Raw genomic sequence first — 17,957 nt, forward strand, 5'->3', positions numbered from 1 at the left:
ATTGCGGTGACCCCATCGCGAGCAAGCTCGCTCCCACAAGTTCGGCGTGATCCTTGTGGGAGCGAGCTTGCTCGCGATGAGGACCGATCAGACGCTACAAATTATTCGTCATCGTCGAAGTTATAGCTACCCGGCGCCAGGTTCTCGAAGCGGGTGTACTTACCGATGAAGGCCAGGCGGATAAAGCCGATCGGCCCGTTACGCTGCTTGCCGATGATGATTTCGGCGATGCCCTTGTGCTCGGTCTCCGGGTGATACACCTCGTCGCGGTAAACGAACATGATCACGTCGGCGTCCTGCTCGATCGCTCCGGATTCCCGCAAGTCGGAGTTCACCGGGCGTTTGTTTGGCCGTTGCTCCAGGGAACGGTTGAGCTGCGAGAGCGCCACCACCGGACAGTTGAATTCCTTGGCCAGGGCTTTCAGGGATCGGGAGATCTCGGAAATCTCGTTGGTCCGGTTGTCACCGCTGGAGCCCGGGATCTGCATCAGTTGCAGGTAGTCGATCATGATCAGGCCGACATCGCCGTGTTCACGCACCAGACGGCGGGTCCGGGCGCGCATTTCCGACGGGCTGATGCCGGCGGTATCGTCGATGAACAGCTTGCGGTCGTTGAGCAGGTTGACCGCCGAGGTCAGGCGCGGCCAGTCGTCATCTTCCAGCTGGCCGGAACGGACCTTGGTCTGGTCGATACGCCCCAGGGAAGACAACATACGCATGATCAGCGATTCACCTGGCATCTCGAGGGAGTAAACCAGGACGGCCTTCTCGCTGCGCAACACGGCGTTTTCCACCAGGTTCATCGCAAAGGTGGTTTTACCCATGGATGGACGGCCAGCGACGATGATCAGGTCGGACGGTTGCAGGCCGCTGGTTTTCTCGTCGAGGTCGGTGTAGCCGGTGGACAGGCCAGTGATGGCGTTGTCGGTGTTGAACAGGGTGTCGATGCGGTCGATGGCTTTGGTCAGCAGGTCGTTGACGCCCACCGGGCCACCGGTTTTCGGTCGGGCCTCGGCGATCTGGAAGATCTGCCGTTCAGCCTCGTCGAGAATCTCGGCGGCAGTGCGACCTTCAGGGTTGAACGCGCTGTCGGCGATTTCGGTACTGATACCGATCAGCTGGCGCAACGTCGCCCGTTCGCGAACGATCTGCGCATAGGCCTTGATGTTGGCGACGGACGGGGTGTTTTTCGCCAGTTCACCGAGGTAACCGAGGCCACCGACTTGCGAAGTCTGACCTTCCTTGTCCAGTTGCTCGGACAGGGTCACGACATCGATCGGCATGTTCTGATCGGCCAGCTTGGCGATCGCACGGAAAATCAGGCGGTGGTCATGTCGATAGAAATCGCCGTCGGAGACTTGATCGAGCACACGCTCCCAGGCGTTGTTGTCCAGCATCAGACCACCGAGTACAGCCTGTTCGGCTTCGATGGAATGCGGCGGCACTTTCAGCGCGGCGGTTTGCAGATCGTATTGCTCAGGAGCGGAGATATCGTTCATGGCCACTTGGTTCTTGGTGATAAAAAGCAGAGGTTTCAGAAAGACAAAGGGCACGACCTGTAAACAGGATCGTGCCCGATGTTACCGGCAAGCACCCGAGGGTGCCAGCCGACAAGTGCTGCTTAAGCTGCTACCACGACAACGCGTACGGTGGCTTCAACTTCGGCGTGCAGGTGCACGGCTACGTCGAATTCGCCTACGTTGCGGATGGTGCCGTTCGGCAGACGAACTTCGCTCTTCTGCACTTCAACGCCGGAGGCGGTCAGTGCGTCAGCGATGTCGTGAGTACCGATCGAACCGAACAGCTTGCCTTCGTCGCCAGCGGTGGCAGTGATGGTCACTTCCAGCTCGGCCAGTTGGGCAGCGCGGCTTTCAGCCGATGCTTTGCGATCTGCTGCAGCTTTTTCCAGCTCAGCGCGACGCTCTTCGAACGCAGCCAGGTTGGCTGGGGTCGCAGCGGTAGCTTTGCCGTAAGGCAGCAGGTAGTTACGACCGTAACCAGCCTTAACGTTCACTTTGTCACCCAGGTTGCCCAGGTTGGTGACTTTTTCCAGAAGGATCAGTTGCATGTGAAAATCCTCTTAACTTTTAACCTTCACCGTTCGCGTTATCGGCATCTTTCGGTGCCGAACGACCGCGAAAATCAATCAGGCTGTCGACGATGGCCAGGACCACCAGCAACGGATAGATCAGTTGCATGAACAGCAACAGCGTCACGTACAACCCCACCAGCCAGAACCTGGCCAGTCGCTTCTGCGCCACCAGCCCGTGAATCAGGGCCAGCCCGGCGAACACCAGCGGTACGCTGCACAACGGCGTCAACATGGCCATCTGTGAACCGAGATTCGGTCCCAGAAGCATGCACGCCAGCAGCAACATCGCCGGCAACAGCGGGATGCGGATGGCGCGAAACTCGCGACCAAAACCGCCCGGGTTGTACAACAACGCCTGCCAGTAACGCCCGACAAGCAGGCTCAGCAAGCTGACGATTTGCAACAACGCCGCAATCAGGCCGGTCAGGACCGGTGCAATCAGGGACGCGAAACGCGCTTGTTCGTCTACCGACAACTTCTGGTAGACATCACCGAGTAGCGACGGCATGACTTTGATCAAAGCCTGCGCCAGCATCTCGATCTGGGGAGCAAAAGCTGTCCCCAACACCACTGAAAACACCACTCCCATCGCTATGCTGACCAGCAGCACGCGGTTCCAGGACTCGCTTGCGCGCAAAACCAACGCAAGGCTCGCAGACCCCAGCAGCACCAGAAGTGCCCGTGGGTCGTCGGAGTAAAGCCACCAGGCCAATGCCGGCAGCAGTCCCAGAGCAAGAACGCCCAGGGCGTCCCTCAATCCGCGCCGCAGGAGCACAAGGCATCCGGCGGCAGCACCCAACCAATACAACAACGGCAATGCCGCGCATCCAGCCACTACCAGAGTGGCCTGCATACGGCCGCGCATGATGAACTCAGCTATGGCCCGCATGCATTCAATCCTTTGCTACGTGTCGACTGCCCGGTCTCAGCGGCCGTGGCTGTCGGTGTAGGCCAGCAGGGCCAGGAAGCGGGCGCGCTTGATAGCGGTGGCCAGCTGACGCTGATAACGAGCTTTGGTACCGGTGATGCGGCTTGGAACGATTTTGCCGGTCTCGGATACGTAGGCTTTCAGAGTGTTGAGATCTTTGTAATCGATCTCTTTCACGTCTTCAGCGGTGAAGCGGCAGAATTTACGACGACGGAAGAAACGTGCCATGTAATTGGCTCCTTAAAAGGTCCGTGGATTACTCGTCAGCGTTATCGCTGTTGTCGCTGTCATCACTATCAGCGCTTTCAGCGCCTTCGTGCTCAGGACGGTCGCGACGCTCACGGCGCTCACTGCGGTTTTCTTCAGCCTTGAGCATCTCGGACTGGCCGGTAACGGCTTCGTCGCGACGGATGACCAGGTTACGGATCACTGCATCGTTGTAGCGGAAGTTGTCTTCCAGCTCGGCCAGGGCCTTGCCGGTGCACTCAACGTTCAGCATCACGTAGTGAGCCTTGTGAACATTGTTGATTGCGTAGGCCAGTTGACGACGGCCCCAATCTTCCAGACGGTGGATTTTGCCGCCGTCTTCTTCGATCAGCTTGGTGTAACGCTCAACCATGCCGCCGACTTGCTCGCTTTGATCCGGGTGGACCAAAAAGATGATTTCGTAATGACGCATGAATGCTCCTTACGGGTTGTAGCCTGCCGCTCAAAAGCGGTCAGACAAGGAGTGAATGACACTTATGGACTTGCGGACGCTAGACACGTTGGTGCCTGCCATCACAGCAAGGGGCGCAATTGTAGAGAAGGGGCGAGGGAGGCGCAAGGTAATTGGTGATTATTTGAACAACCCCAATCTTTCCCTCACTACAAAAACACTGTGGGAGCGAGCTTGCTCGCGATGGGGTCGCAACATTCGACATTAATGCTGAATGTTACACCGCTATCGCGAGCAGGCTCGCTCCCACAGGGACTGCAACTGGATCAGGATTTCTTGGCAGCAGCCTTGGCTTTGACACTGCGCTGACGCTGGGCTTCGAACAGGCAGACCCCCGTCGCCACGGAAACGTTGAGACTGCTGACGCTACCGGCCATCGGCAGGTTGACCAGGTAGTCGCAATGCTCGCGGGTCAGGCGACGCATGCCCTTGCCTTCGGCACCCATGATCAGGATGGTCGGGCCGGTCAGATCCTGGTCATACAGGCTGACCTCAGCTTCACCGGCCGTGCCGACAACCCACAAGCCGCGCTGCTGGAGCTTTTCCAGGGTGCGCGCCAGGTTGGTCACGGCAACCAGCGGAATCACTTCCGCCGCACCGCAGGCGATTTTTCGTACAACCGGAGTCAGAGTCGCCGACTTGTCCTTCGGCACGATCACGGCCAGCGCGCCCGCCGCATCGGCGGAGCGCAGGCAGGCGCCGAGGTTGTGCGGATCGGTCACACCGTCGAGCACCAGCAACAACGGTGCGCCGTCGGTGCGATCGAGCAGCTCGTCGAGCATCGCCTCGCCCCAGACCTGGCTCGGACTCACGTCCGCGACCACACCCTGGTGCACGCCTTCAACCCAGGCGTCCATTTCACGGCGCTCGGCCTGGCCGACCTGGACCCGGTTTTCGTTGGCCAGTTCGATCAGTGTCTGGACCCGAGGGTCATTGCGACCTTCGGCCAACCAGATCTGCTTCACGCGTTTCGGGTGGTGACGCAACAACGCTTCTACAGCATGTACGCCGTAGATCTTTTCCAACTGACTCATGGCTTGGCCTTAGGTTTACGCGCCCCGCCACTCTTGGCTGGAGCCGAGCCCGCTTTTGGCGGGCCTTTACGATGTTTGCTCGGTTTGGCTGGCTTGCCGCCGACGGCCTTGTCAGGCGTCGACCGACTGGTCTTTCCCCCAGACGCCGCTTTACCGCCGCTTTTCGCACCGGCGAGCAACGCCTGTTTCATTTCACGACTTTTGCGCACTTCGGCGTTTTTCGCCGCCGCATCGCTCGGGCGATAGGCCTCTACAGCCTTTTCCTTGGCAGGACGACGACCGGTTTTCGCCGGGGCCGGTTCTGCTTCGACTTTCGCAGCGGGTGCCGTGCTTTCGGTACCACGCTTCTTGCGGCCGATCGGCGCGCTGATGGTTTTCTCGGCCATCTCGAAGTCGATCTTGCGTTCGTCGAGGTCGACGCGCATGACGCGCACTTCCACGGTATCGCCCAAGCGGAAGCTGCGACCGGTACGCTCACCGGCCAGGCGGTGGTGCACAGGATCGAAGTGGTAGTAATCGCCCGGCAGCGCGGTGACGTGCACCAGGCCTTCGACGTAGATATCGGTCAGTTCGACGAACAGGCCAAAACCGGTCACGGCGGTGATCACACCCGGGAACGACTCGCCAACGCGATCTTTCATGAACTCGCACTTGAGCCAGTTCACTACATCGCGGGTCGCTTCGTCGGCACGGCGCTCGCTCATCGAGCACTGCTCGCCGAGTTGCTCCAGGGCCGCTTCGTCGTACGGATAGATGCGCGCTTTCGGAATGGTCATCGCACCGGCACGGCGAACGTGCGGGGTGTCCTGCTTCGAATGGATCACGCTGCGAATCGCCCGGTGCGTGAGCAAGTCCGGGTAGCGGCGAATCGGCGAAGTGAAGTGGGTGTACGCCTCGTAATTCAGGCCGAAGTGGCCCTGGTTATCGGCGCTGTACACCGCCTGGCTCAACGAACGCAGCATGACAGTCTGGATCAGGTGGAAATCCGGACGATCCTTGATGCCGGCCAGCAGTGCCTGGTAATCCTTCGGCGACGGACCGTCCTTGCCTTTGTGCAGGGACAGGCCGAGCTCGCCGAGGAACGCGCGCAGCTTTTCCAGGCGCTCCGGTGGCGGACCATCGTGAACGCGATACAGCGCCGGAATTTCGTGTTTCTTCAGGAATTCGGCGGTGGCCACGTTGGCCGCCAGCATGCATTCCTCGATCAGCTTGTGCGCATCGTTGCGCACGGTCGGACGAATTTCGGCGATCTTGCGCTCGGAACCGAAGATGATCCGGGTTTCCTGGGTTTCGAAATCGATCGCGCCACGTACATGACGGGCCGCCAGCAACACCTTGTACAGCGAGTACAACTGCTTGAGGTGCGGCACCACGTCGGTGTATTCGCCGCGCAGCTTGCGAGCTTCGGTGGCTTTCGGCGTTTCCAGCATCGCGCTGACCTTGTTGTAGGTCAGGCGCGCATGGGAGTGAATCACCGCTTCGTAGAAGCAGTAGTCGGTCATTTCACCGGACTTGGAGATGGTCATCTCGCAAACCATGGCCAGGCGATCGACTTGCGGGTTCAGCGAGCACAAACCGTTGGACAGCTGCTCAGGCAGCATCGGAATCACGCGCTCGGGGAAGTACACCGAGTTGCCGCGAACCTGCGCTTCGGCATCCAGCGCCGAACCGAGTTTCACGTAGCTGGATACGTCGGCAATCGCCACGTACAGCTTCCAGCCGCCCGAGAACAGGCGCAGCTTGCCCGGACGGGCTTCGCAATAGACCGCATCGTCGAAGTCGCGGGCATCTTCGCCGTCGATGGTGACGAACGGCAGATGACGCAGGTCGATGCGCTTCTCTTTGTCTTTCTCTTCGACTTCCGGCTTGAGCTTGCCGGCTTCCTTGAGCACGGCGTCAGGCCAGACGTGAGGAATGTCGTAGGTACGCAGGGCAACATCGATTTCCATGCCCGGCGCCATGTAGTTGCCCACGACTTCAACCACGTCGCCTTGCGGCTGGAAGCGTGGCGTCGGCCAGTGAGTGATCTTCACTTCGACGAACTGACCGATCTGCGCGTTGGCGTTACGACCCGGCGTCACCAGCACTTCCTGCTGGATCTTCGGATTGTCCGCAACCACGAAACCGATGCCGCCCTCTTCGAAGTAGCGGCCGACGATGGTTTCGTGAGCGCGGGACACCACTTCGACGATCATGCCTTCGCGGCGACCACGACGGTCCAGGCCGGATACCCGGGCCAGGGCACGGTCACCATCGAACACCAGACGCATCTGCGCCGGGCTCATGAACAGGTCGTCACTACCGTCGTCCGGCACCAGGAAGCCGAAGCCGTCGCGGTGACCGCTGATGCGACCCAGGATCAGGTCAAGCTTGTCCACCGGTGCATAAGTGCCGCGACGGGTATAGATGAGTTGAGCATCGCGCTCCATGGCGCGCAGACGGCGGCGCAGGGCTTCGATCTGGTCTTCTGTGGTCAGACCAAACTCTTCGACCAGTTGCTCGCGGTTAGCAGGCGAACCTCGATCAGCAAGGTGCTGAAGGATCAGTTCGCGGCTAGGAATAGGGTTTTCATATTTTTCCGCTTCACGAGCGGCCTCGGGATCGAGGGACTGCCAATCGGCCATTAGAGAGTTTTCACCTTGTCTATATGCGGGTTAGTTTGGCATAGGCGTAATGAAACGGGAAATTTCAGACTAATACGACCCATCTAAAGCCCTGTATCGACACATCAAAGCTGAATTGCAGACCGCTGGTGAATTTTTTCAGGTTTTTTTGTGGCCGGGGGTTTACAGTTAAAAAGACGCTCCGTATAGTGCGCGCCATCGACGACGGACAACGTTGCCGATACTGCCCAGATGGTGAAATTGGTAGACACGCCAGCTTCAGGTGCTGGTGACCGCAAGGTCGTGGAAGTTCGAGTCTTCTTCTGGGCACCAATTTCGAGCTTGAGATTAGTTCAATTTCAAGGCTCACACAAAAACCCGCGAAAGCGGGTTTTTGCATTTTTGACCGCTGGTTTATTAATTTTAAAATCAGGGGTTTACAGATCAAAACGCTCTCCGTATAGTGCGCCACATCAACAGCGGCAACGCTGAAGATGAATGCCCAGATGGTGAAATTGGTAGACACGCCAGCTTCAGGTGCTGGTGACCTTACGGTCGTGGAAGTTCGAGTCTTCTTCTGGGCACCAATTCAAATTCAAGGTTACGACCTTGGATTTCACAAAAACCCGCGAAAGCGGGTTTTTGCGTTTCCGGGGTTTAAAAACACGCCTCCTCCCCCTGTAGGAGCGAGCTTGCTCGCGATGGATGTACAGGCGACGCATTTCTCCAGACACCCCTCGTTTTCGTTCACGCCCATCGCGAGCAAGCTCGCTCCTACAGGATTTATCGGCGCATTTGAGAAACAATATCGTTTATCATTGTTACAAGTTTTTGCAATGTGACAGTGAGGAACCCTGCGAATGATGTTTCGAAATACCCTGCGCCGCGGCCTGATCACCACCCTCCTCGGCCTGGCACTCGCCACTCCCCTCACCCAAGCCGCCGATCCGGTTGCCCTGACCCTCTACAACGGCCAGCACAAAGAAGTCGGCGACGCGGTCGCCAAGGCCTTCGAAGCCAAGACCGGGATCCACGTCAATGTGCGCAAAGGCAGCAGCAACCAGCTCGCCAGCCAGATCGTCGAAGAAGGCGATCGCTCCCCCGCCGACGTGATCTACACCGAAGAATCGCCACCCCTGAACAAACTCGGCGAACAAGGCCTGCTGGCCAAAACCGATGACACCACACTGGCCGTTCTGCCCAAGGAATACGTCGCCGGTAACGGCACCTGGATTGGCGTGACCGCCCGGGTGCGCGTCGTTGCGTTCAACCCCAAGCTGATCGATGAAAAAGACCTGCCGACCTCGGTGATGGAATTTTCCGACCCGAAATGGCAAGGCAAGGTCGGCTTCGTACCCACCAGCGGCGCCTTCCAGGAGCAAGCGGTCGCGATCATCAAGGTGCACGGCATGGACGCAGCCGAAGAGTGGCTGACCGGTCTGCGAGCATTCGGCAAGACCTACAGCAACAACATGGTTGCACTGAAAGCGGTGGAAAATGGCGAAGTCGCCACCGTACTCGTCAACAATTACTACTGGTTCGCCCTGCAGCGTGAAAAAGGCCAGCTCGACTCGAAACTGCATTACTTCAGCGGTGGCGATGTCGGCGGACTGATCACGGTTTCCAGTGCTGCGGTGCTCAAATCCAGCAAACATCCCAAGGAAGCACAACAGTTGCTCGCCTACATGGCCAGCGAGGAAGGCCAGCGCGTGATCACCCAGACCACCGCCGAATACCCGCTGCACAAAGGCATGGAGTCTGATCGCGGACTCAAGCCATTCAGCGAGTTGCAAGCGCCGAAAGTCACGCCAGCCGACCTCGGCAATGCCGAAGAAGCCCTGGACCTGGAACGTGACGTTGGCTTGAACTGATGAGCGCATCGCTATCTGCCACCAGCCTGCGCAGCAACAACGTGCCCCGCCGCAAGCGTCCTCCCATAGGGTTGGTGTTGCCGGTCTTGCTGCTGGTCGTACTCAGCTTCCTGCCGCTGGCCTATGTCGGACTCAAAGCCTGGCAAGCTGGCTGGGCAGAAGCACTGCATTTGCTATGGCGACCTTATGTGTTCGGCTTGCTGCGCAACACACTCGCATTGATGATTGGCGTCACCATTGTTTGCGGGGTGATCGGCTTGTCGCTGGCCTGGTTGCTCGAGCGCAGCAATCTGCCGGGCCGACGACTGTGGGGCGTGATTCTCTGCCTGCCGTTTGCCGTACCGGCCTTTGTCAGCAGTTTCACATGGGTTTCCCTCAGCGCTCATTTCGAAGGACTCGGCGGGGCGATCCTGGTGATGAGCCTGTCCAAGTATCCGTTGATCTTTCTGCCCGTGGCGGCAACCTTGCGCAATCTCGATCCGTCCCTGGAAGAGTCGGCTCGCACGCTGGGGCAAAATCGCTGGGGCGTGTTCTTTCGCGTCACCCTGCCCCTGCTCTGGCCTTCGCTGCTGGCGGGTTCGTTGCTGATTGCCCTGCACATGCTGGTGGAGTTCGGCGCCTTGTCGATCATCGGCCTGCAAACCTTCACCACGGCGATCTATCAGCAGTTCGAGCTGGAGTTCAGCAATGCCAACGCGGCGATGCTCTCCGCCGTACTGCTGATGTTGTGCCTGGCGCTGCTGTGGCTGGAGCTGCGCGTGCGCGGCAAGGGTCGACACGTGCGCACCGGACAGGGTGCGGCGCGACGCGCGGAACAGGTTCAACTGGGACCCTGGGCTGTGGCGGGACAGCTTTATTGCCTGTTGCTGGCAATCATTGGCAGCGGGATTCCGCTGGGGATGCTGGTCTACTGGTTGGCGGTAGGAACATCGGCAGCCTTTCCCGTAGCGGCAATCGGCGAAGCATTGCTGTCGTCCCTCGCTCTGTCGCTGGGTGGCGCTGCTCTGTGCCTGGTGCTGGCGGTGCCGGTCGGCCTGCTGGTCGTGCGCTACAAAGGCCAACTGGCGATCTGGGCCGAGCGCCTGCCCTATCTGCTGCATGCGCTGCCGGGGCTGGTCATTGCCCTGACCCTGGTGTATTTCGCCCTGCACTACGTGCCGATGCTTTACCAGACTTCGGCATTGCTGCTGATCGCCTATGCCCTGCTGTTTCTGCCGCTGGCCCAGGCGCCGATCCGTACCGCCCTGAACAAGGCGGCACCACAGCTTGAGGAGGCGGCACGCACGCTGGGAGCCTCGTCATTCAGTGCCTTCTGCCGAGTGACACTGCCGATTATTTTCCCGGCGCTGGGGGCGGCTTTTGCCCTGGTGTTCCTGGATGCGATGAAGGAGCTGACGGCGACCTTGCTGCTGAGCCCCACCGGGCTCAATACACTGGCGACGGAAGTCTGGGCGCATACCGCGAATGTGGAGTTTGCGGCGGCGGCGCCTTATGCGGCGTTGTTGATATTGGTGTCGGGGTTGCCGGTCTATTTGCTGACGACCCGGATGTATCTGAGTCGCTAAGACCGTCATCGCGAGCAAGCTCGCTCCCACAGGTTTCGATGGTGGACACAAAGTTTGTGAACACCCCGGATCAAATGTGGGAGCGAGCTTGCTCGCGATGAGGCCATCCCTGAAACAGTATTAAGCCCTGAACTGCCCCAGGCTCGCCTTCAACTGCGCCGCCAGACCATCGAGCACCTTGCCGCTCGCCGTAGTCTCCACGACAGCTTGCGCCGCTTTCTCGGCCTGGGCATGAATGGTCTGCACCCGCCCCCGAACCGCCTGCGCGCCCTGCGCCTGATGCGCTGCAGCCTGGGTAGCCAAACCGATCGCCGCATGGACCTGCTCGACGGATACCTGCACCGACTGCTGCAACCGCGCACTGTCACGCAGCACCAGTAAACCCTCACTGGCCTGGCGCCCGGCCTGAGCAATCGCCGCCACCGCCTCACGCGCACCTTGCTGCAAGGCCACGATGTGCGCCTGAATATCGCCGGTGGAGCTTTGCGTCTTGCTCGCCAGCGCCCGCACCTCATCGGCCACCACGGCAAACCCGCGCCCGGTCTCGCCGGCACGCGCCGCCTCAATCGCTGCGTTCAGCGCCAGCAGGTTGGTTTGTTCGGCGATGCCGTGAATCACCGTCAGCACCACCTCAATCTGCTCACTTTGCTGCGCCAGGCGCTCGATCACTTGCGCGCCAGTGTTGACCTGACCCGCCAGCTCCTCGATCAGGCTGCCGACTTTCGCCGAGGTCCGGGTGTTTTCATCGGTGGCCTGACGAATGTCCACCACCTGCTTCAGCGCCGCCTGCATGGCATGGCTTTCCGACTGCGCCTCATCAGCCATTTGCGACAAGGCGCGCAAACTCTCCGCCACCTCGTCGCGCTGCATGCCAGCCGCCGCGTCCGCACCGGCGTTGCGCAAGGTCATGGCGCCGATCTCCACGCCGGTACGCTGGGCGACATCCCCCGCCTCACGCACGATCGGCTGCAACTTATCCACAAAGCGATTGACCGCCGAGGCCATGTCGCCGATTTCATCCTTGCTGTTGATCTGCACACGCTTGGTCAGATCACCCTCGCCCGCCGCCAGGTCATCCATGGCAACGATCAGCATTTTCAGGCGATTGACCACTCGGCGACCGAGCACCACCGCCAACAACAGCAGAACACCGAAGCCCACCACCGCCAGACACACGCCGATGCGCCAGCGCAATGTCGTAGCAGCCTCCTGCACGGTGCTGGTGGTATTGGCCTTCATTTCCGCCGCCGTGGACTGCGCCGACTGCAGACGCGAGCGCATGGCCGTTGCGCTGTCAGCAGCCGCACCCTTGAGGCTGTCGCCCACCAGTTGATCGCTGCTGGCGATCAACGCCGAGAAGCGCTTGTCGAGGGCCGCCAGATCAGTCTCCACGGAAGCCGTCGAGACCCCCATCAGGACCTTGCCGATTTCAACGCCGTTAGGATTGATCGGAGCCTCGATGTAGAACACCGAAGGATCGTTCTTCGCCGCATCCAGCACCTTGTCCAGCGCACGCTCGCCCTGGCCTTTTTCCAACAGCGCCTTGTTGATCGGATTTTCCCGATTGAGGTAGCGCGTCAGGTGCTGGCCGGTGGCGTCGTCATACACCACGAACAGCACATTGGGATTGCGCTGGGCCCGGCGGGCGAACTCGGAAAGTGTCGGAATGTCGTTGTCCCACATGGCGCGAGGCGCGACGGAAGCCAGAAGCTGTGCCATGTCGCTGGCGGAGTCCTTCAGGTCCTTTTCCAGGGCCGAACGCAATTGCGCCTGCTCCTGCTCAAGACGCGAGGACAAACCGGCGGTCAGGCGCTGACGCGTACTGGTAGAGAGACTGTCGAGGCTCGACGTGACTTCGCGTCCCGCCTGCTCAAGCTCAGCGGAAAGCTTTTGACTGTCCGCGCCCAGGCGCAGGCCCAGATCGGCTTCCAGCGCGGTCACCGTGCTCCGGGTCAGAGCGACAGCTACCAGCACCTGCACCAAAAGGGCGATACCAAGGGTAACGAACACGGGCCGCAACAAACGGCTCTGTAACAATGAGAGAACGGCCGACACTTGATATCCCTCTGCAAAAGCGCCATTAAATTGATGGCACGCCAAAAGTGACGTTTTAGGCAAAGCTAATAGCAAAGGTCATGCCGTCCAGCAGGCATAAACGACAAAGGCCCCAATTAAGGGGCCTTTGTGTTTTACATCAACGACTTATCAAGCAAACGGATGGCGCAGGACGATGGTTTCGTTGCGATCCGGGCCCGTCGAAATAATGTCGATCGGCGCGCCAATCAACTCTTCGACGCGCTTGATGTAAGCACGGGCGTTAGCTGGCAGCTCTTCCAGGGTTTTGGCACCCACGGTCGATTCGGTCCAGCCCGGCACTTCTTCGTACACAGGCTGCAGGCCTACATAGCTGTCAGCATCAGTCGGGGCAACGGCCTTGCCTTCTGCATCTTTGTAGCCGACACAGATGTTGATGGTTTCCAGACCGTCGAGTACGTCCAGCTTGGTCAGGCAGATGCCCGAGATGCTGTTCACATCGATAGCGCGACGCAGGATAACGGCGTCGAACCAGCCACAACGACGGGCACGGCCGGTAGTCGCGCCGAACTCGTGACCTTGTTTAGCCAGGTGCGCGCCGACTTCGTCGAACAGTTCCGTCGGGAATGGACCCGAACCTACACGGGTGGTGTAAGCCTTGGTGATGCCCAGGATGTAGTCCAGGAACATAGGGCCGACACCCGAACCGGTAGCAACGCCGCCAGCGGTGGTGTTGGAACTGGTCACGTACGGGTAGGTACCGTGGTCGATGTCCAGCAACGAACCTTGGGCACCTTCAAACATGATGTCTTTGCCAGCACGACGCAGGTCGTGCAGCTCGGCAGTCACGTCCAGCATCAGCGGCTTGAGCAGCTCAGCGTAGTCTTTGCACTCGGCCAGGGTCTTGTCGAAGTCGATGGCTGGCTCTTTGTAGTAACCAACCAGCATGAAGTTGTGGTAATCCACCAGTTCACGCAACTTGTCTTCAAAGCGTGGCATGTTGAGCAGGTCGCCAACACGCAGGCCACGACGTGCAACCTTGTCTTCGTATGCCGGGCCGATGCCACGACCGGTAGTACCGATCTTCAGCTCGCCACGGGCCTTTTCACGGGCCTGGTCCAGCGCAACGTGGAAGGACAGGATCAGCGGGCAGGATGGGCTGATACGCAGGCGCTCGCGCACCGGTACGCCCTTCTCTTCCAGCTTGGTGATTTCCCGCAGCAGAGCGTCGGGTGCAACCACCACGCCGTTGCCGATCAGGCACTGCACGCCTTCGCGCAGCACGCCCGACGGAATCAGGTGCAAGACGGTCTTCTCACCGTCGATCACCAGGGTGTGGCCAGCGTTGTGGCCACCCTGGTAGCGCACTACGGCGGCAGCATGTTCGGTCAGCAGATCAACGATCTTGCCTTTGCCCTCATCACCCCATTGGGTGCCCAGGACTACGACATTCTTACCCATAACACTTGTCCTCATTCGCGCAAACTTGGTGCCGGCGGCAGCCGGCAGGAAAACTCAAGAAGCCAGTGGCGATACTTGCCAAAGCCCGTTCTGCTGAATCAATTGCCGGTCGCAGTCCGCTTCACGGGCGGCGGCCAAAGGTTGTCCAGGCAAAGCCTGAACGACACGCTGACCCTCACTGCGCAACTGGCAAACCTGCTGCCAGAGTGCCGCATCCGTACTGTCAGGCATCCAGATACCGCCAGACGGTAGCTCGATCTCAGCACGCCCCAGGGTCACCAGGGTTTTCAAATCGGTGGAGAAGCCGGTCGCCGGACGGGCGCGACCGAAGTCGGCGCCGATGTCGTCGTAACGACCGCCCTGGGCAATGGACTGGCCAACACCCGGTACGAACACAGCGAACACCACACCGGTGTGGTAGTGGTAGCCACGCAGCTCGCCCAGGTCGAAATACAGCGGCAGCTCAGGGAAACGCACGGACAGCCGCTCGGCAATCGCCAGCAAATCGTCCAGCGCTGCCAGAACAGGGGCCGGTGCCTTTGCCAGACGCTCGCGGGCCGCAGCCAGCACTTCACGACCGCCACACAGGTCGACCAACGCCCGCAGCATGCCCGACAGATCGGCAGGCAAGCCTTCGGTCAAGGTAATGACCTCGTCGATGGCCTTACGTTGCAAGGCATCGAACAACTGCTGCTCGACTTCACCGGACAAACCGGCCGCACGGGCCAGGCCGCGATAGATGCCAACATGACCGAGGTCCATGTGCACATCCGGCACATCGGCCAGTCGCAGCATGGCCAGCATCAGGCTGATGACTTCGACGTCGCTGCTCGGACTGCCGTCGCCGTACAACTCGGCACCCAGTTGAATCGGGCTGCGCGAGGACGACAGGGCGCGAGGCTGAGCGTGCAGGACACTACCGGCATAGCACAGGCGGCTTGGGCCTTCACGACGCAGGGTGTGCGCATCGATGCGCGCCACTTGCGGCGTGATGTCGGCGCGGAAACCCATCTGACGGCCCGATTGCGGGTCGATGACCTTGAAGGTGCGCAGATCCAGGTCCTGGCCCGCGCCGGTCAGCAGGGATTCCAGGTACTCGATATGGGGAGTCACGACAAACTCGTAACCCCAGCTCTGGAACAGATCCAACACCTGACGACGCGCGACTTCAATACGCGCAGCTTCCGGTGGCAGTACTTCTTCGATGCCATCTGGCAGAAGCCAGCGGTCTACCGTTGCCATTACGCCTTCCCCTATCTCCGGGCGACCAGCCTGTCGGCGAGCCTTGAGTGAAGCAGAAAATGGTCGGCTTGCGCACAAACCACGCGCATGAGCGACGGAGCGAAAAGCCCTTCTACCGGCTTCGCCAACCACTTTCCTCGAAAAACTGTCGAGCCAATCGGCCCGGCATCTGCTTGAAAACAGCAATCAAACATGCAGACGCAAAAAAGCCGGGAATTTCCCGGCTGCCGCATCATACACACGTTTTCCCAAAGGATCACCCCGCCAGAGGTTTTAGCCGCCCGGCGGGGGATAATTCAGGTCAACGCTGTATCAAGGCTTGGCTTTTTCCAGGTAATGGAAAAAGTCGCTGCTTGGGTCGAGGACCATGACGTCGGATTTGTTCGCGAAGCTTTCACGGTAGGCGCGCAGGCTACGGTAGAACGCGTAGAACTCCTGATCCTGACCGTAGGCCTTGGAGTAGATCGCAGCAGCCTGGGCATCGCCGTCACCGCGAACCTCTTCGGATTCACGATAGGCTTCAGCCAGCAGCACGCGGCGTTGACGATCGGCGTCGGCACGGATGCCTTCGGCCAGCTCGTTACCCTTGGCGCGGTGCTCGCGAGCTTCACGCTCACGCTCGGTGCTCATACGCTCGAACACACTGCGGTTCACTTCTTTCGGCAGGTCGATGGTCTTGACCCGAACATCGACCACTTCGATGCCCAGCTCTTTCTCGGCCATCTTGTTCAGCGATGCCGTGATATCCGCCATCAGCGCATCACGCTCACCCGACACCACTTCGTGCAGGGTGCGCTTACCGAACTGGTCACGCAGGCCCGATTCCAGACGACGGGAAAGACGCTCGTCGGCGATCTGCTTGAGGCCGGAAGTCGCGGTGTAGTAACGCTCTGCGTCCTTCACGCGCCACTTGGCGTAGGCATCGACCATCACGGCTTTCTTTTCCAGCGTCAGGAAGCGTTGCGTCGGTGCATCCAGCGTCATCAGGCGTGCGTCGAATTTACGCACCTGGTTAACGTAGGGCACTTTCACATGCAGGCCTGGCTGAACATCGGTCTGGACCACGCGACCGAACTGCAGCAACACCGCACGCTCGGTCTGAGCCACGATGTAGAAGCAGTTCCAGGCAGCGATCGCCACGACGACGCCGACAATAAGGGCGATCAGCGATTTATTGCTCATCAGCGACTCTCCCTGGTACGTGCTGGCTGTTGCTGCAGATCAGCTGCCGCACGCGCATTCGCTTCATTGCTGGTGGCTGCCGCACTGCTCACCTGGGTGCTGGTGCTGCGACCACTTTCGACCATCTTGTCCAGAGGCAGGTACAACAGGTTGTTCTGGCCGTTCTTGTTGCCGGTCACGAGAACCTTGCTGGTGTTGGTGAAGACTTCCTGCATGGTGTCCAGATACAGACGCTGGCGGGTGACTTCAGGGGCCTTGCGGTACTCGGCGACCAGCTTGGTGAAGCGATCGGCCTCACCCTTGGCGCGCGAGACGGTCTCGTCACGGTAACCATTGGCATCCTCAAGGATGCGCTGGGCCTGACCACGAGCTTCCGGCACGACGCCGTTGGCATAGGTTTCGGCCTGGTTGCGCGAACGCTGCTCGTCTTCCCGGGCACGGATCACGTCATCGAAGGCTTCCTGGACTTCACGCGGTGCCGCTGCGCTCTGAACGTTGACCTGGGTGACGGTGATACCGGTGCGATACGTGTCCATGAAGCGTTGCAGACGCTCCTTGATCTCGCTGGCCATCAACTCACGACCTTCGGTCAGCACCTGGTCCATCGCGGTGGAGCCCACCACATGGCGCAAGGCGCTGTCGGTCGCGTGCTGCAGGCTGATTTCCGGCTGATCGACGCTCAGCACGAAGTCCTGCAGGTTGCTGATCTTGTACTGCACGGTCAGCGGCACTTCGACGATGTTCTCGTCTTCGGTCAGCATCTGGCCCTGCTTGGTGTAGGCACGCTCACGCGTGACGTTCTCCATGTACTTCTTGTCGATCGGCGGGAAGTAGATGTTCAGGCCCGGACCCACGGTTTCGTAGTACTTGCCGAAGCGCAGCACCACAGCTTGCTCCTGCTCGTCGACGACATAGACCGCGCTGTACAGCCAAACGGCCGCCAACACGACCAGACCGATGCCGAGCAGGCCGCCAAAGCCGCCACTCTTGCCCGGACCACCGCCGTCGTCGCCACCACGTTTCTTACCACCACCGAACAAACCGTTCAGGCTTTCCTGCAGCTTTCGGAAGGCCTCGTCGAGATCCGGTGGCCCCTTGCGGTCGCCGTTGTTACGACGCTTGCCACCCCAAGGATCCTGATTATTCGAGTTGCCACCCGGCTCATTCCAAGCCATAGCGCTCTCCATCTGATAAAGCAAAGACGCACCCACGGCGCGCCGACCAATG

The 17,957-nt window shown here is 60.0% G+C and carries 15 protein-coding genes and 2 tRNA genes; 5 read left to right on the forward strand and 12 right to left on the reverse strand.

The window, feature by feature from the left end; all coding sequences use genetic code 11:
* Positions 1-101: 101 nt before the first annotated feature.
* From dnaB to rnr, 7 genes are all read right to left on the reverse strand, one after another.
* Positions 102-1,499, reverse strand: a complete 1,398-nt coding sequence (dnaB, locus tag AC1RDQ_RS10880) for a replicative DNA helicase (RefSeq protein WP_007915846.1) — start codon at positions 1,497-1,499, stop codon at positions 102-104.
* Positions 1,500-1,621: 122 nt separating this feature from the next.
* A complete protein-coding gene (gene rplI, locus AC1RDQ_RS10885; RefSeq protein WP_007973276.1) occupies positions 1,622-2,068 on the reverse strand; it encodes a 50S ribosomal protein L9 in 447 nt (148 codons plus the stop codon).
* A gap of 19 nt (positions 2,069-2,087) precedes the next feature.
* Complete coding sequence (locus tag AC1RDQ_RS10890; RefSeq protein ID WP_056725445.1) at positions 2,088-2,981, reverse strand: YybS family protein; 894 nt, start codon at positions 2,979-2,981, stop codon at positions 2,088-2,090.
* Positions 2,982-3,017: 36 nt separating this feature from the next.
* Positions 3,018-3,248, reverse strand: a complete 231-nt coding sequence (gene rpsR / locus AC1RDQ_RS10895; RefSeq protein ID WP_002551829.1) for a 30S ribosomal protein S18 — start codon at positions 3,246-3,248, stop codon at positions 3,018-3,020.
* A gap of 28 nt (positions 3,249-3,276) precedes the next feature.
* Positions 3,277-3,699: a 30S ribosomal protein S6 gene (gene rpsF, locus AC1RDQ_RS10900; protein ID WP_008048087.1), complete on the reverse strand. Its 423-nt coding sequence runs from the start codon at positions 3,697-3,699 to the stop codon at positions 3,277-3,279.
* Between the two features lie 305 nt (positions 3,700-4,004).
* Positions 4,005-4,772 (reverse strand): 23S rRNA (guanosine(2251)-2'-O)-methyltransferase RlmB, encoded by a 768-nt coding sequence (gene rlmB / locus AC1RDQ_RS10905; protein WP_007973273.1) that lies wholly within the window; start codon positions 4,770-4,772, stop codon positions 4,005-4,007.
* Positions 4,769-7,396, reverse strand: a complete 2,628-nt coding sequence (gene rnr, locus AC1RDQ_RS10910; RefSeq protein ID WP_223501883.1) for a ribonuclease R — start codon at positions 7,394-7,396, stop codon at positions 4,769-4,771. The genes rlmB and rnr overlap by 4 nt, the downstream gene beginning before the upstream one ends.
* Positions 7,397-7,621: 225 nt before the next feature.
* On the opposite strand from rnr, the gene AC1RDQ_RS10915 reads away from it, so the two are divergent.
* The 5 genes from AC1RDQ_RS10915 (at position 7,622) to AC1RDQ_RS10935 (ending at position 10,811) form a co-directional block, all read left to right on the forward strand.
* A tRNA-Leu gene (locus tag AC1RDQ_RS10915) sits at positions 7,622-7,708 on the forward strand.
* 167 nt (positions 7,709-7,875) lie between these two features.
* Positions 7,876-7,962 (forward strand) — tRNA-Leu (locus AC1RDQ_RS10920).
* Entirely contained in the window at positions 7,933-8,217 is a 285-nt protein-coding gene (locus tag AC1RDQ_RS10925; RefSeq protein ID WP_159389505.1) for a hypothetical protein, read from the forward strand. Before AC1RDQ_RS10920 ends, AC1RDQ_RS10925 begins: the two co-directional genes overlap by 30 nt.
* An 18-nt stretch (positions 8,218-8,235) precedes the next feature.
* Complete coding sequence (locus AC1RDQ_RS10930) at positions 8,236-9,246, forward strand: extracellular solute-binding protein (protein ID WP_150811888.1); 1,011 nt, start codon at positions 8,236-8,238, stop codon at positions 9,244-9,246.
* Complete coding sequence (locus tag AC1RDQ_RS10935; RefSeq protein WP_090452817.1) at positions 9,246-10,811, forward strand: ABC transporter permease; 1,566 nt, start codon at positions 9,246-9,248, stop codon at positions 10,809-10,811. The genes AC1RDQ_RS10930 and AC1RDQ_RS10935 overlap by 1 nt, the downstream gene beginning before the upstream one ends.
* 120 nt (positions 10,812-10,931) lie before the next feature.
* Here the strand turns inward: AC1RDQ_RS10935 and AC1RDQ_RS10940 are convergent, their stop codons facing one another.
* From AC1RDQ_RS10940 to hflK, 5 genes are all read right to left on the reverse strand, one after another.
* On the reverse strand, positions 10,932-12,866 hold the full coding sequence (locus tag AC1RDQ_RS10940; RefSeq protein WP_492587230.1) for a methyl-accepting chemotaxis protein: 1,935 nt from the start codon (positions 12,864-12,866) through the stop codon (positions 10,932-10,934).
* A 150-nt stretch (positions 12,867-13,016) separates the two neighbouring features.
* Positions 13,017-14,306: an adenylosuccinate synthase gene (locus AC1RDQ_RS10945; protein WP_057712238.1), complete on the reverse strand. Its 1,290-nt coding sequence runs from the start codon at positions 14,304-14,306 to the stop codon at positions 13,017-13,019.
* Positions 14,307-14,360: 54 nt separating this feature from the next.
* Positions 14,361-15,548: an ATP phosphoribosyltransferase regulatory subunit gene (locus tag AC1RDQ_RS10950; protein ID WP_492587232.1), complete on the reverse strand. Its 1,188-nt coding sequence runs from the start codon at positions 15,546-15,548 to the stop codon at positions 14,361-14,363.
* Between the two features lie 312 nt (positions 15,549-15,860).
* A complete protein-coding gene (gene hflC, locus AC1RDQ_RS10955; protein WP_007973264.1) occupies positions 15,861-16,730 on the reverse strand; it encodes a protease modulator HflC in 870 nt (289 codons plus the stop codon).
* Positions 16,730-17,905 carry an FtsH protease activity modulator HflK gene (hflK, locus tag AC1RDQ_RS10960; RefSeq protein ID WP_057712240.1) on the reverse strand — a complete coding sequence of 392 codons (1,176 nt, stop codon included), beginning with the start codon at positions 17,903-17,905 and terminating at the stop codon, positions 16,730-16,732. The genes hflC and hflK overlap by 1 nt, the downstream gene beginning before the upstream one ends.
* Positions 17,906-17,957: the final 52 nt, after the last annotated feature.

The organism is Pseudomonas sp. GW823-FHT02E01 (assembly GCF_058797535.1).